Here is a 16,184-nt window from a genome sequence, read left to right as displayed (position 1 = left end):
ACACTGAAGAAAGGTAAATCTGAAATTTCATAACGCAAGCAAGTTGAAACCTTACTTGCTTAAAAATAAAAAATTCAATAAAATCAATGGTTTTTCTGAAGCATTTTTAGTCTATTATTACACCTTTTTAATGTGTAACGTTCTGTGTAAATAGCATTATCTGTAGCTAGAATGTTGGCTTGCAACGCCTGTAGAATGAAAATAATGACAACTATAAACAGATTCCACTCTTATTTGTCATTGCTCATAAAGCTTTCTGCTTATCATAAGACTCTATCGTTATTATTACTGGCGACTATAACTGTTTTTTGATTTATAAAATAACTTCAAAACATTCTAGTTGTGCTGAGTCGAAATAAATATCTTTATTATTTGGTCTATTATCTGTGTTGCGGTGTGTATGCTTGAAATGTGGTGAGTTTACCCAAGCATCAAAATCATCTTTTGAATCCCACTCAACAAATGAAGAAAATAATGTGTAATCTTCTTCTGTTTTTCCTTGTAAAAAGTAAAAACGATTAAACCCTTTCATTTCTTTCAAATGGCTATCGCGGTTGCACCATATTTCAATAAAAGCATCTTCACTACCTCGTTTAATTTTAAAACGGTTCATTACAATATACATCCCTATCTCCTTTTTACATTTCTAAATTAGACATCATATAAAAAAATAGCACGCCATGCGTGCTATTTGTAAATTGAGTTCAAAAAATTATTGATTCTCTTCGGCAGAATTTAACAATTCAGCTAAGTTAGCTGTTGCTTCTTCTGCTGAAATGGTTGCTGGAGCCTCATCGACTGATGGCATTGCGCGTTTACGTAAACGTTCTTTATGGTAAGCATAACCAGTACCTGCTGGAATTAATCGACCAACAATAACGTTTTCTTTTAAGCCACGCAGTTCATCATTCTTACCAGCCACCGCAGCTTCAGTTAATACACGAGTCGTTTCTTGGAACGAAGCAGCAGAAATAAACGATTCAGTCGTCAATGATGCTTTAGTAATACCAAGCAAGTCATGCAAGTAAACAATCGGCTCTTTGCCTTGTGCTTCAAGTTCACGATTAATAATCTTCAAGCGAGAAACTTCAAGCTGTTCACCTTCAAGCAGACGAGAACCACCTGGATGAATAACTGTTGCCTTACGTAACATTTGTCGTACGATAACTTCAATATGTTTATCATTGATTTTTACACCTTGCAGACGATAAACTTCTTGAACTTCGTTAACAATATAACGTGTCACCGCATTAACACCACGTAAACGCAGAATATCATGCGCTGATTCAGGACCATCCGAAATCACATCACCACGCCCAACTTGTTCACCTTCAAACACGTTAAGTTGACGCCATTTTGGAATCATCTCTTCGTATGGTTCACTACCATCCAATGGCGTGATAATTAAGCGACGTTTACCTTTTGTTTCTTTACCAAATGAAATAATACCATCAATTTCAGCCAAGATAGCAGACTCTTTTGGTTTACGTGCTTCAAATAAATCAGCAACGCGTGGTAAACCACCGGTAATATCTTTGGTACCAACAGATGCTTGAGGAATACGAGCAAGTGTGTCACCAATATTAATTTCAGCACCATCTTCCAACTGGACTAATGCTTTACCTGGTAAGAAATATTGAGCAAGCATTTCTGTACCAGCCAAATAGATATCATCACCTTTAGCATCAACAATTTTAATTGCTGGGCGCAGATCTTTACCTACACCAGTACGTTCAGCTACATCTAATATCGCAATAGATGATAAACCTGTTAATTCGTCAGTTTGACGAGTAATAGTTTGACCATCAATCATATCCACAAAACGAATATACCCTTTAGTCTCAGAGATAACAGGCATTGTATGTGGATCCCAGTTAGCAACAGTTTCACCTGCTTCAACTGCCTCGCCATTACCTTTGCTTAAAATCGAACCATAAGGAACTTTATAAGTTTCTTTCATTCGACCTAAATCATCAATAATGGTTAGCTCGGCATTACGCGAAGTAATAACCAATTTCTTGTCTGGGTTAGTTACAAATTTAGCATTAGTTAATTTAATACTACCTTTGTTTTTAACTTGGACACTTGATTCCGCTGCTGCTCGCGATGCCGCACCACCGATATGGAACGTACGCATGGTTAACTGTGTACCTGGTTCACCGATTGATTGTGCAGCAATAACACCGATTGCTTCACCTTTATTGACCAAGTGACCACGAGCTAAATCACGACCATAGCATTTTGCACAAACACCAAAGTCAGTATCACACGAAACAACAGAACGGACTTTAACACTATCTACAGATTCAGCTTCAAGTAAGTCACATTTACTTTCATCAAGTAACGTGTTGCGCGGAATTAAGATATCTGCACTGCCTGGTTTTAACACATCTTCAGCAGTAACACGACCTAAAACACGTTCACGAAGTGGCTCTTTAACATCGCCACCTTCGATAACTGGCGTCATCACCACACCTTCTAAAGTACCACAGTCATCTTCGATAACCACTAAGTCTTGTGCAACATCAACTAAACGGCGCGTTAAATAACCTGAGTTCGCTGTTTTTAATGCGGTATCGGCAAGACCTTTACGCGCACCATGGGTCGAAATAAAGTACTGAAGTACGTTTAGCCCTTCACGGAAATTTGCTGTAATTGGTGTTTCAATAATCGAGCCATCTGGTTTTGCCATCAAACCACGCATACCAGCAAGCTGACGAATCTGTGCAGCAGAACCACGCGCACCAGAGTCGGCCATCATATAAATACTATTGAAAGAAGACTGAACTTCTTCTTCACCTTTACGGTTAATCACTTTTTCAGTTGATAAGTTATCCATCATGGCTTTAGCAACACGTTCATTGGCTGCTGCCCAGATATCAATAACTTTGTTATAACGTTCACCTGCCGTTACTAAACCTGATTGGAACTGTTCTTGAATCTCAGCAACTTCAATTTCAGCCTCATTGATGATTTGTGATTTCTTCGCTGGAATTTCCATATCATCAATACCAACCGATACACCAGAACGTGCAGCGTAGGCAAACCCTGTGTACATAATTTGGTCAGCTAAAATAACTGTATCTTTCATGCCTAATTGGCGATAACAGATATTTAAAATTTTAGAGATTGCTTTTTTACCAAGTGGTTGATTGATAACAGAGAAGCTCATTCCTTTTGGCATAATTAACCATAAGATCGCACGACCAACAGTTGTATCAACAACCGAGGTAGTATCTTCCCACTCACCCACACTATTATGTTGGCTTTCAGTAATACGAACTTTAACTTTAGCGTGCAATTCAACTAAACCTAAACGATATAGTTTTTCAGCTTCTTTAGGCCCTGTTAAAATCATCCCTTCGCCTTTAGCATTGACTTTATCACGAGTCATATAGTAAAGACCTAAAACCACGTCCTGAGAAGGAACAATAATAGGCTCACCACTTGCTGGCGAAAGAATATTGTTAGTTGACATCATTAACGCACGAGCTTCTAATTGTGCTTCTAACGTTAATGGAACGTGAACCGCCATTTGGTCACCATCGAAGTCCGCATTAAATGCCGCACAGACTAATGGATGTAATTGAATCGCTTTACCTTCAATTAGAATCGGTTCAAATGCTTGAATACCTAATCTATGTAATGTAGGTGCACGGTTTAGTAATACTGGGTGTTCTCGGATAACTTCATCTAAAATATCCCAAACAACTGCATCTTCACGTTCAACCATTTTCTTCGCTGCTTTAATGGTTGTTGCATAACCGCGACGCTCTAATTTTCCGTAAATAAATGGTTTGAATAATTCAAGTGCCATTTTTTTCGGTAAGCCACATTGATGCAAATGTAAGTAAGGACCTACAGTAATAACCGAACGACCAGAATAGTCAACACGCTTACCTAACAAGTTTTGACGGAAACGACCTTGCTTACCTTTAATCATATCAGCAAGAGACTTCAGTGGACGTTTATTTGAACCGGTAATAGCACGACCACGACGACCATTATCTAATAATGCGTCGACTGATTCTTGTAACATCCGTTTTTCGTTACGTACAATGATATCTGGTGCGGCTAAATCTAATAAGCGTTTTAAACGATTATTACGGTTAATAACTCGACGGTAAAGATCATTTAAATCTGATGTTGCAAAACGTCCACCGTCAAGTGGTACCAATGGACGCAAATCTGGTGGTAACACTGGTAATACGTTTAGAATCATCCATTCAGGTTTATTTTCTGATTGAATAAATGCTTCAATAATTTTAATACGTTTCGTCAGTTTTTTACGTTTAGTTTCAGAATTAGTGGTAGCAAGTTCATCACGTAACGCTTCACATTCTGCTTGCACATCAATATTACGTAATAATTCTTGAATCGCTTCTGCACCCATGCGCGCATCAAATTCATCACCAAACTCTTCTAACGCATCTAAATATTGTTCTTCCGTTAAAATTTGCCCACGGTCAAGATTTGTCATGCCACCATCAAGAACCATAAATGATTCAAAATACAGTACGCGCTCAATATCACGTAGTGGCATATCAAGTAATAAACCGATACGAGATGGTAATGATTTTAAAAACCAAATGTGCGCAGTTGGTGATGCAAGCTCAATATGCCCCATGCGCTCACGGCGCACTTTAGCTTGAGTCACTTCCACACCACATTTTTCACAAATTACACCACGGTGTTTTAAACGTTTATATTTTCCACATAAACATTCATAATCTTTTACTGGTCCAAAAATACGTGCGCAAAACAATCCATCACGTTCTGGTTTGAACGTACGGTAGTTGATTGTTTCAGGCTTTTTAACTTCACCAAAAGACCATGAGCGAATCATATCAGGAGAGGCTAGGCCTATCTTAATAGCATCAAAATCTTCTGTTTTTGTTTGTGCTTTTAGAAACTTTAGTAAGTCTTTCACAATTGACTCCTATGGAGTTAAACCAATTAGATAACTTATTATTGCTAATAAGTTATCCCTATAAATAGAAATCATTTAAGTTAGCAAAATTACTCTTCATCTAACTCGATATTGATACCTAGCGAACGAATCTCTTTTAATAGTACATTAAATGATTCAGGGATCGCAGGCTCCATACGATGATCGCCATCTACAATATTTTTATACATCTTCGTACGACCGTTTACGTCATCTGATTTGACAGTTAACATTTCTTGTAAGGTATAAGCTGCACCATATGCTTCAAGTGCCCATACTTCCATCTCACCAAAACGTTGACCACCAAATTGAGCTTTACCACCTAAGGGTTGCTGAGTAACTAAACTATATGAACCAGTAGAACGAGCATGCATTTTGTCATCAACTAAGTGATTCAATTTCAGCATATACATGTAACCTACAGTTACCGGACGTTCAAACTGCTCACCTGTACGCCCATCGTATAAGGTAATTTGACCAGATGTTGGTAAATCGCCTAAATCAAGTAGTGCTTTAATTTCTTGCTCTTTAGCACCATCAAAAACAGGTGTTGCAAGTGGCATACCATTACGTAAGTTTTGCGCAAGCGTCATAACTTCTTGATCCGTAAATTCGTCCACATTCACTTTTTGTGCAGCGCCTAAACCAAGATCGTACGCTTTTTGGATAAATTCACGTAATTTAGCTAATTCTTGCTGCTCTTTTAGCATAGTGTCGATCTTCTGACCAATGCCTTTAGCGGCCATACCCAAGTGAGTTTCTAGTATTTGTCCGATATTCATACGAGATGGAACACCTAATGGATTTAATACAATATCAACTGGGCGACCCTGGTCATCATATGGCATGTCTTCAATTGGATTAATTTTAGAGATAACCCCTTTGTTACCATGACGACCTGCCATCTTATCACCAGGCTGAATTTGACGTTTAACCGCCAAGTAAACTTTAACAATTTTAAGCACTCCTGGCTGTAAATCATCGCCTTGAGTGATCTTCATGCGTTTAGCTTCTAGCTTTTTATTAAATTCAGCTTTGATTTCTTCATGTTGCTCAGCAAGTTGTTCTAATTGAGCTTGCTTATCTTCGTTAGCTATACCGATTGTCAGCCATTTTTCACGAGGTAAAGCATCCAATTTATCTGCTTTGATGCCACCAGAAATAAGCACATCACGAATACGAGCAAATAGCGCAGCTTCTAAGATTTTAAGCTCTTCAGTTAAGTCTTTTCTTGCTTGTTTAAGTTGCATTTCTTCAATTTCAAGTGCACGTTTATCTTTTTGTACACCATCACGAGTAAACACTTGAACATCAATAACTGTACCTGAAACACCATTTGGCACACGCAACGAAGTATCTTTAACATCAGATGCTTTTTCGCCGAATATGGCACGCAGTAATTTTTCTTCTGGGGTTAATTGTGTTTCACCTTTAGGCGTTACTTTACCAACCAGAATATCGCCACCTTGGACTTCAGCACCAATATAAACAATACCTGACTCATCAAGTTTAGATAATGCAGCTTCACCCACATTTGGAATATCAGCAGTAATTTCTTCTGCACCTAACTTTGTATCTCGAGAGACACAAGATAATTCTTGAATATGAATAGAGGTGAAACGATCATCTTGTACTACTTTTTCAGAGACTAAAATAGAATCCTCAAAGTTATAACCATTCCATGGCATAAATGCCACACGCATGTTTTGACCTAATGCTAATTCACCTAAGTCAGTAGATGGACCATCGGCAAGTACATCGCCACGTTCAACTTTCTCACCTAATTCCACACATGGAATTTGATTAATACAAGTATTTTGGTTAGAACGGGTATATTTAGTTAAGTTATAAATATCAATACCTGTTTCACCAGCGTATATCTCATCAGCGTTAACATTAACAACAATACGTGATGCGTCTACATATTGCACTGTACCACCACGGCGTGCTACTGCTGTTACACCAGAGTCAACCGCTACAGCACGTTCCATACCAGTTCCAACAAACGGTTTTTCCGCTTTTAACGTAGGTACTGCTTGACGTTGCATGTTCGCACCCATTAAGGCACGGTTCGCATCGTCATGCTCAAGAAATGGAATTAATGAAGCACCAACTGATACGATTTGTTGAGTTGATACGTCCATATAATGAACTTGTTCAGGACTATATAAACCTGATTCACCATTTAAACGACATGTCACTAAATCTTCTTTAAAGCGACCATCTTCATCAAGGTTTGAGTTTGCCTGAGCAATCACAAATTCACTTTCATCAATCGCTGATAGATAATTAATTTCATCAGTTACGATTCCATCAATAACTCGACGATACGGCGTTTCTAAGAAACCATACTCATTAGTCCGCGCATAAACCGCTAATGAATTAATCAAACCGATATTTGGACCTTCCGGTGTTTCAATCGGGCAAACACGACCATAATGCGTTGGATGCACGTCACGCACTTCAAACCCTGCTCGTTCACGAGTTAAACCGCCTGGACCTAATGCAGATATTCGGCGTTTGTGCGTAATTTCAGATAATGGGTTATTTTGATCCATAAACTGCGATAGCTGACTAGAGCCAAAAAATTCACGAATCGCAGCTGAAATTGGTTTCGCATTAATCATATCTTGTGGCATGAGCGAATCGAGATCACCTAGAGATAAGCGCTCTTTCACTGCTCGCTCAACACGAACTAAACCAATACGGAATTGGTTTTCTGCCATTTCACCAACGCTACGAATACGACGATTGCCTAAATGGTCAATATCATCAACTTCACCGTGACCATTTCGAATAGCAATCAATTTTTTCATCACGTCAACGATATCATCTTTCGTTAAAACGCTTTCGCCTTCAATGTCATCACGACCTAAAGAACGATTAAACTTCATACGACCAACAGCAGATAAATCATAGCGCTCGTCAGAGAAGAATAAATTATCAAATAATGCTTCAGCTGCTTCTTTTGTTGGCGGCTCACCTGGGCGCATCATGCGATAAATTTCAACTAACGCACCTAATCGGTCACGCGTTGAATCAACATTTAATGTTTCAGAAATAAATGCACCATGATCTAAATCATTAGTGAACAAGGTTTCTATTCTTTTATATCCCGCATTGGTTAATTGAAGTAATAACTCTAGCGAGATTGGAGTATTAGCAAAAGCAATTACCTCGCCCGTTGCTTCATCAACATAATTTTTAGCAAGAACTTTATTAACGATATATTCAACAGGTACATCAATTTTACTAACATTATCTTTTTCTAACTCACGAATGTGACGAGCAGTAATACGACGACCTTTTTCAACATAAATTTTACCTTTTGATTCAATATCAAATAGTGCTGTGTCGCCCCGTAAACGCTCTGGAACAAGATCCATTTTTAACTTAGATTTACCAACTTCAAAAATGGTTTTCTCAAAGAAAATGTCTAAAATTTCTTCCGTTTCAAAACCTAACGCACGTAAAATAATTGTTGCTGGAAGCTTACGGCGACGGTCAATACGAGCGAAAAGATTATCTTTTGGATCAAATTCAAAATCAAGCCAAGAGCCACGATAAGGAATAATCCGAGCATTGTATAGAACTTTACCAGAAGAGTGTGTTTTACCTTTATCACTATCAAAGAACACACCAGGACTACGATGCAATTGCGATACGATTACACGCTCTGTGCCGTTGATCACAAATGTACCATTGTCCGTCATCAAAGGAATTTCGCCCATGTAGACGTCTTGCTCTTTAATATCTTTAACTGTTCCTTCTGGCGCATCTTTATCATAAATCACTAAACGTAATTTTACACGCAACGGTGCTGAGTAAGTGATTCCTCTAATTTGACATTCTTTAACATCAAACACAGGTTCGCCCATCTTAAAGCTCACGTATTGCAACTCAGCGTTACCGCTATAACTTTTTATCGGAAATATTGAACGAAATGCGGCTTCTAAGCCATATTGGCCTTCTGGATCTTGCTCAATAAATTTCTGGAACGAATCAAGTTGAATAGAAAGAAGATACGGTATATCCAAGACTTGTGGACGCTTACCAAAATTCTTACGAATTCGCTTTTTCTCGGTATAAGAGTAAACCATTAGTTCCTCAACTTGCTTATCTGCTATTCTAGCATGATTAAATATTCATCAGGATTACTATCGCTAACTGATGGCACCTGACACCTCATCGAAAATATCTATAAATATCAATTGATTAGGCTTAATAAATATACTATTTCTTTATTACTTTTATTGATAATCTTCAAATAAAATTCTTTAACTTATTATAGCGCAAAAAGGCTGGAGGTATAAAACCCCCAGCCATTTGCTGTGTTATCGATAAACTTATTTAAGTTCGACAACCGCACCAGATTCTTCAAGTGCCTTTTTAAGCTCATCGGCATCAGCTTTACTAACAGCTTCTTTAACAGTTGCTGGAGCTGATTCAACAAGATCTTTAGCTTCTTTTAAGCCTAAACCAGTTGCACCACGAACTGCTTTGATAACAGCAACTTTGTTAGCGCCAACATCTTTTAAGATCACATCAAATTCAGTTTTTTCTTCTGCTGCTTCAGCAGGACCCGCTGTGGCTACAGCTACAGCTGCTGCTGCAGAAACACCAAATTTTTCTTCCATCATCGATACAAGTTCAACAACGTCCATAACAGACATTTCAGCAACTGCATCTAAAATTTGTTCTTTAGTGATAGACATAATATAGTTTCCTAAATTTACATTTTTTTAATTAATAAAATTCACAATCAAGCTGCTAATTAAGCTGCTTCTTTTTGATCGCGAACCGCTGCAAGAGTGCGAACCAATTTGCCAGCTGCGGCTTCTTTCATGGTCGACATCAAGCGAGCTAATGCTTCTTCATAAGTAGGTAATGTTGCTAAGCGATCAATATTCGCTGCAGTAATTAACTCACCTTCAAAGGCTGCGGCTTTTATCTCAAATTTATCATTTTCCTTTGCAAACGCCTTAAAAATACGCGCTGCAGCACCTGGGTGCTCACTTGAAAACGCAATTAGAGTTGGACCAACAAACGTATCTTTCAAACACTCGTATTGAGTGCCCTCAACAACACGGCGTAATAGCGTATTACGAACAACACGCATATAAACACCCGCTTCGCGAGCAGATTTACGTAATGCAGTCATTTTTTCTACAGTTACGCCACGAGAATCAGCAACAACTGCAGATAGCGCACCTTTGGCGATTTCATTAACTTCAGCAACAATTTCTTGTTTATTTTGAAGATTTAGTGCCATTGGTATTGCTCCTGGATTATACTAGGCAAAGCCTAGACTTATTTTAACTAACTACAATATGTAGCTAGCACAACCACGATGAGCAGAATCCCTCTATTATATCTTATCAGGCTCTGTCACCGTCTACGTAGGAAAATTAAGTAGTCAAAACTCAACTACACCTACGGTCTTGGACGGGGTCTGGTTAAGGCCAGACACCAACCGATCTTTTTGTTTAATTATTAAATTAATTAAACACTTGCATTTAATGTTGCTTGATCAATTGCAACACCTGCACCCATTGTAGTAGAAAGGCTAACTTTTTTAATAAATACACCTTTCGAAGATGCTGGTTTTGCACGTTTTAAAGCAACAAGTAATGCCTCTAAATTTTCTTTAAGCTTATCTGCATCAAAATCAGCTTTACCGATAGTTGTATGGATAATACCATTTTTATCATTACGGTAACGAATCTGACCAGCCTTAGCATTTTTTACCGCTTCAGCAACGTTAGGGGTTACAGTACCAACTTTAGGGTTTGGCATTAAACCACGAGGTCCTAAAATTTGACCTAATTGACCAACTACACGCATAGCGTCAGGCGATGCAATAACAACATCAAAGTCCATTTCACCTTTTTTGATTTGATCAGCTAGATCATCCATACCGACTAATTCAGCACCAGCTTCTTTCGCTGCTTCTGCATTTGCTCCTTGAGTAAATACAGCAACGCGTACACTACGTCCTGTGCCATGTGGAAGCACAATTGCACCACGAACATTTTGGTCTGATTTACGTGAATCGATACCTAAATTTACAGCTACGTCAACACTTTCTGTAAATTTAGCAGTAGCTAGTTCTTTTAATAAGGCAATAGCTTCGTTAATGTCATATTGTTTAGTTGCGTTCACTTTTTCGCGGATAAGTTTAGCTTTCTTAGATAATTTAGCCATTGATTAACCCTCCACTTCCAAGCCCATTGAACGTGCAGTTCCTTCAATAGAACTCATCATCGATTCAATAGTAGCACCATTCATATCAGCTGCTTTTAATTCTGCGATTTCGCGAATTTGCGCGCTCGTTACTTTACCTACTTTCTTCTTGTTAGGTTCGCCAGAACCTGACTTGATTTTAGCCGCTTTCTTCAATAAAACAGCTGCTGGAGGTGTTTTGGTTACAAAAGTAAATGAGCGGTCAGAATATACCGTAATTACAACTGGAATTGGTAACCCTTTTTCCATGCTTTCTGTTTTTGCATTAAATGCTTTACAGAATTCCATGATATTAACACCATGTTGACCAAGTGCTGGACCAACTGGCGGACTAGGATTTGCTGCACCAGCTGCAACTTGCAACTTGATGTAAGCTTGTACTTTTTTTGCCATTTTTAGTTTCCTGTGCTCGGGTGCAAACGCCTCTATTAATAATAACTATTAATAAATAGACAGCTCCCCTAAGTTAAATGAGGGCAAAATTATCCTACAACTCGGATAAAATTACAAGATTTATTTAAAAAGAAATAACCAAAGCAAGGTAAACACCTTGCTTTTAAGTTACAACTAAATGAAATAACAATAAATTTAAAGTACGTTAACTGCGTTAAGCTCTTTAAACGCAAGCTCTAAACGAGCAACTAAAGAGTCTTGACCTTTACGTAACCATACGCGAGGGTCGTAGTATTTTTTATTTGGCGCATCAGCACCTTCAGGATTACCTAATTGCCCTTGTAAGTAAGCTTCATTGGCTTTGTAGTAATTCAACACACCTGCCCAGTTAGCCCATTGAGTATCTGTATCAATATTCATTTTAATGACACCATAACTCACTGCTTCAGCAATTTCTTCTGGTGTAGAACCAGATCCGCCATGGAACACAAAGTTTAATGATTTTTCAGGTAAGTTAAACTTCTCTGATACATATTTTTGTGAATTATCTAAAATTTTTGGCGTTAATTTCACATTACCTGGCTTATAAACACCATGTACATTACCAAATGACGCGGCAATAGTAAAACGAGGGCTAATTGCACTTAAACGTTCGTAAGCATAAGCCACATCTTCTGGTTGAGTATAGAGTGCTGAACTATCCATATGGCTATTATCAACGCCATCTTCTTCACCACCAGTACAACCTAATTCTAACTCTAAAGTCATTTTCATTGCTGACATACGAGCAAGGTATTGACAACAAATATCAATGTTATCTTTTAATGACTCTTCTGAAAGATCTATCATATGAGATGAAAATAATGGTTTACCTGTTTTAGCAAAATGTGTTTCACCTGCATCAAGTAATCCATCAACCCATGGAAGTAATTTTTTAGCACAATGATCAGTGTGGACAATAACCGGCACACCATATTTTTCAGCCATAAGATGAACATGTTTGGCACCAGAGATTGCTCCTAAAACAGCGCACTCTTGCCCTTCCAGTTTTAACCCTTTACCGGCGATAAACTGAGCACCACCATTAGAAAACTGTACAATAACAGGTGAGCCAACTTTAGCGGCTGTTTCAATTACTGCATTGATGGTATTAGTATCAACACAGTTTACAGCGGGTAATGCAAAATTATTTTCACGTGCAACTTGAAAAACTTTTTGAACATCGTCACCAGTTACAACACCAGGTTTAACAACATCAGAAATCTTTGTAGCCATTTTATTACCTATAAATTTATTTATATAAAAAGTAAAGGATGAGTAACTATCTCATCCTTTTCACTGAACCTATATTATGCTTTTGCTCTAGCTTCTAGCATTGCAACAGCAGGAAGTTTTTTACCTTCAACAAACTCAAGGAAAGCACCACCACCGGTTGAAATATAAGAAATTTTATCTTCAATGCCAAATAAATCAATTGCGGCTAAAGTATCACCACCACCAGCAATTGAGAAACCTTCGCTATCTGCAATTGCTTTCGCAACAATTTCAGTGCCACGGCGGAAATTTGGGAATTCAAAAACACCCACTGGACCATTCCATAAAATGGTTTTAGCGTTCTTGATAATATCTGCTAATACTTCAGCTGATTTATCGCCTAAATCAAGAATTTGTTCGTTTTCTTTAACGTCTTTTACTGATTTTTCAGTGGCAGTTGCAGTCTCACTAAACTCTGTTGCAACTCGGACATCAGTAGGTACTGGAATTTCACAATTTGCCATTAATTTTTTCGCTTCAGGAATTAAATCGGCTTCATAAAGTGATTTACCAACATCATAACCTTCAGCTGCAATAAATGTATTTGCGATACCGCCACCAACAATAATTTGATCGGCAATTTTTGATAATGAATCAAGTACAGTTAACTTAGTTGATACTTTTGATCCAGCAACAATTGCAACCATTGGTCTTGCTGGATTATCAAGTGCTTTACCTAAAGCATCAAGTTCAGCGGCTAATAATGGACCAGCACAAGCAACTGGCGCAAATTTACCTGCACCATGAGTTGAGGCTTGGGCACGGTGAGCCGTGCCAAATGCATCCATTACATAGATATCACAAAGCGCTGCATATTTTTTAGATAAAGTTTCGCCATCTTTACCTTCACCTACATTGAAACGAACATTTTCTAGAACGACTAATTCACCTTCTTTTACATCAACACCATCAAGGTAGTCTTTGACTAAACGGACAGGGAATGACACATGTTCTTTTAAATAATCAACAACAGGTTGTAAAGAAAATTCTGGGTTATATTCGCCTTCTGTTGGACGGCCAATATGAGAGGTAACCATTACTTTAGCACCTTTTTTAATGGCATCTTCAATAGTAGGTAGTGATGCTTTAATACGCGCATCTGAAGTTACCTTACCATTTTTAACCGGCACATTAAGATCTGAGCGAATAAATAAGCGTTTTCCTTTTAGATCAAGATCTTGCATTCTAATAATAGACATGAGATTTCCTCTTATAAAATATAATAAAAATAAAACTCTCTTTATTCTAACATAAAATTTCTTTTTAGGTTATAGACTTTAATGAACAAATAATAAACATTTATTATAAACAAAAAATTACCAATTATATTTTTTTTGTGCAACGGCATTGACAAAATGGATAAAATCAGGCATATTTTGCCACCTTAATTAATATGTAATTTTTATACAAACTTGGGAGTTGACTTTGGCTAATATCAAATCAGCTAAGAAACGTGCGGTTCAATCCGAAAAACGCCGTAAACATAATGCTAGTAACCGTTCAATGATGCGTACTTATATTAAAAAAGTTTACGCAGCTGTTGCAGCTGGTGATAAACAAACAGCTGAAGTAGCATTCAAAGACATGCAAGCAGTTGTTGACCGTCAAGCGTCTCGTGGCTTAATTCACAAAAACAAAGCGGCACGTCATAAAGCAAATTTAATTAAACAAATTAAAGCATTAGCATAATATATTTATCTGTTAACTATCATAGTTAAAGAAAAATAACAAAAAGTGGTGTAAGCCACTTTTTTTATTTGTATACTAATCATTCACGCAATATTAATAAAATAATAGAAGAGAGTTTATTGTGGTTCAGCGCGATTATGTAAGAAAAAAGAGCCAACCCAAAAAAAACAAGCAAAAAAATAAGCCTAATTTGATGATGTTCTTGGCTATTATTATCATTATTCTATTTTCCGCTATCCTTTATCTTATTGCAAATAATTCTCCTAAAAAAGCTATTGAACGACCAAAAGCAAAAACGCAACCGCCCGTGATGACTTTACCAGAGCAACCACAAGAGCGCTGGACATATCTAAAAGAATTAGAAGCGCCTAATGCTAGTTCTGGCTTAGCATCAAGCTCAATTGCTAATGAAAGACAAAAAATATTAGATAGTTTTATTAATAATGCACGTATCGCTACCCCTTCCTCACCAGGAAATACAATACAAAATCAGACTTCGAACGTAGCATCACAAACAGCGCCAACTATTAACAATAAATGGCTATTACAATGTGGAGCATTCAAGGATAAATCTAATGCCGACACACTCAAAGCCAAGCTTGCGATGACAGGCATTAGTAGCAACATTTCTTCAGGCCAGTTATATCGTGTCACCGTAGGACCATATACGAGTAAAAAAGAAGCGAATAGCGTATTAAACTCATTAAATAATAATGGGATTAATAATTGTGTTATTTCTAACTAGAAAAAAACGATGAAACTACTTAATAAAATACAGCTATTTACCCAAATGTTATGGGTTAGGATCAATAACGATCGCCTAACAACCTATTCTGCTGGGCTTGCTTATACTACGATACTTGCACTAGTTCCCCTTATTACCGTTATATTTTCATTACTGTCCGCTTTCCCGATGTTTGATGATGCTAGCCAATCATTAAAACAACTAATTTATAATAACCTTGTTCCTACCGCTAGTGATACCATCCAAAGCTACCTAGAGCAGTTCATCACTAATACGAAAAAAATGACCTTTGTTGGCATAATTGGATTGATTGTTACATCTCTACTGCTCATCAATTCCATTAATACAACACTTAATCGTATTTGGAAAACTAAACGAAAACGTTCTTTTATGTACAATCTAGCTATATACTGGACCATCTTAACGTTGGGACCCATCTTAGTGGGCTCTAGCATAGCTGTCAGCTCTTACATATTTTCGCTAAAATGGTTTTCAACAGCAGCAACAAATACTATTTTACTTAACATGCTGCCATTTATAATTTCGGTGATCGGATTTTGGTTACTTTATAGTATTATTCCGACCGAACCTGTGCCATTAAAAGAATCACTCATTGGTGCGCTTGTCGCTGCAATATTATTTGAATTAGGCAAACGCGCTTTTTCGCTATATGTTACTTCATTTCCAACATATCAACTTATTTACGGTGTTGTATCATCCATCCCCATTATGTTAGTTTGGGTTTATTTTTCTTGGTGTATTGTGTTGTTCGGTGCTGAATTTGCTGCAACTTTAACTGACTATAACCAACAAAAAAAGCATGGCGTTGATAACCAACCATTATCGGAGTAA

12 protein-coding genes are annotated in these 16,184 nt (G+C 37.5%); 3 read left to right on the top strand and 9 right to left on the bottom strand.

Going from position 1 to position 16,184, the window contains the following annotated elements; genetic code table 11:
- Window positions 1-313: 313 nt before the first annotated feature.
- The 9 genes from A9G47_RS01780 to pgk form a co-directional block, all read right to left on the bottom strand.
- Window positions 314-625 carry an antibiotic biosynthesis monooxygenase family protein gene (locus A9G47_RS01780; protein WP_065642017.1) on the bottom strand — a complete coding sequence of 104 codons (312 nt, stop codon included), beginning with the start codon at window positions 623-625 and terminating at the stop codon, window positions 314-316.
- Between the two features lie 87 nt (window positions 626-712).
- On the bottom strand, window positions 713-4,930 hold the full coding sequence (gene rpoC, locus A9G47_RS01775) for a DNA-directed RNA polymerase subunit beta' (RefSeq protein WP_065642016.1): 4,218 nt from the start codon (window positions 4,928-4,930) through the stop codon (window positions 713-715).
- A gap of 89 nt (window positions 4,931-5,019) precedes the next feature.
- On the bottom strand, window positions 5,020-9,048 hold the full coding sequence (gene rpoB / locus A9G47_RS01770) for a DNA-directed RNA polymerase subunit beta (protein WP_065567427.1): 4,029 nt from the start codon (window positions 9,046-9,048) through the stop codon (window positions 5,020-5,022).
- A gap of 246 nt (window positions 9,049-9,294) precedes the next feature.
- Window positions 9,295-9,663: a 50S ribosomal protein L7/L12 gene (gene rplL, locus A9G47_RS01765; protein WP_065642015.1), complete on the bottom strand. Its 369-nt coding sequence runs from the start codon at window positions 9,661-9,663 to the stop codon at window positions 9,295-9,297.
- Window positions 9,664-9,722: 59 nt separating this feature from the next.
- Window positions 9,723-10,220, bottom strand: a complete 498-nt coding sequence (gene rplJ, locus A9G47_RS01760) for a 50S ribosomal protein L10 (RefSeq protein ID WP_065567425.1) — start codon at window positions 10,218-10,220, stop codon at window positions 9,723-9,725.
- 230 nt (window positions 10,221-10,450) lie between these two features.
- Window positions 10,451-11,152 (bottom strand): 50S ribosomal protein L1, encoded by a 702-nt coding sequence (rplA, locus tag A9G47_RS01755; protein ID WP_065567424.1) that lies wholly within the window; start codon window positions 11,150-11,152, stop codon window positions 10,451-10,453.
- Between the two features lie 3 nt (window positions 11,153-11,155).
- On the bottom strand, window positions 11,156-11,584 hold the full coding sequence (rplK, locus tag A9G47_RS01750) for a 50S ribosomal protein L11 (RefSeq protein WP_065567423.1): 429 nt from the start codon (window positions 11,582-11,584) through the stop codon (window positions 11,156-11,158).
- 195 nt (window positions 11,585-11,779) lie between these two features.
- The gene (gene fbaA / locus A9G47_RS01745) at window positions 11,780-12,859 is read right to left on the bottom strand and encodes a class II fructose-bisphosphate aldolase (RefSeq protein ID WP_065567422.1); all 1,080 of its coding nucleotides are present in this window, start codon (window positions 12,857-12,859) and stop codon (window positions 11,780-11,782) included.
- A 74-nt stretch (window positions 12,860-12,933) separates the two neighbouring features.
- Window positions 12,934-14,097, bottom strand: coding sequence for a phosphoglycerate kinase (gene pgk / locus A9G47_RS01740; protein ID WP_065642014.1), 1,164 nt, complete (start codon window positions 14,095-14,097; stop codon window positions 12,934-12,936).
- 226 nt (window positions 14,098-14,323) lie between these two features.
- Between pgk and rpsT the strand changes: the two genes are divergently transcribed.
- From rpsT to A9G47_RS13810, 3 genes are all read left to right on the top strand, one after another.
- On the top strand, window positions 14,324-14,587 hold the full coding sequence (gene rpsT / locus A9G47_RS01735) for a 30S ribosomal protein S20 (protein ID WP_065567420.1): 264 nt from the start codon (window positions 14,324-14,326) through the stop codon (window positions 14,585-14,587).
- Between the two features lie 121 nt (window positions 14,588-14,708).
- Complete coding sequence (locus tag A9G47_RS13815; RefSeq protein ID WP_065567419.1) at window positions 14,709-15,332, top strand: SPOR domain-containing protein; 624 nt, start codon at window positions 14,709-14,711, stop codon at window positions 15,330-15,332.
- 9 nt (window positions 15,333-15,341) lie between these two features.
- Complete coding sequence (locus tag A9G47_RS13810) at window positions 15,342-16,184, top strand: virulence factor BrkB family protein (RefSeq protein WP_065567418.1); 843 nt, start codon at window positions 15,342-15,344, stop codon at window positions 16,182-16,184.

Source organism: Gilliamella sp. WF3-4 (assembly GCF_001690275.1).
Lineage (GTDB): Bacteria > Pseudomonadota > Gammaproteobacteria > Enterobacterales > Orbaceae > Gilliamella > Gilliamella apicola_C.
This window is presented reverse-complemented; position numbering and strand designations above follow the sequence as displayed.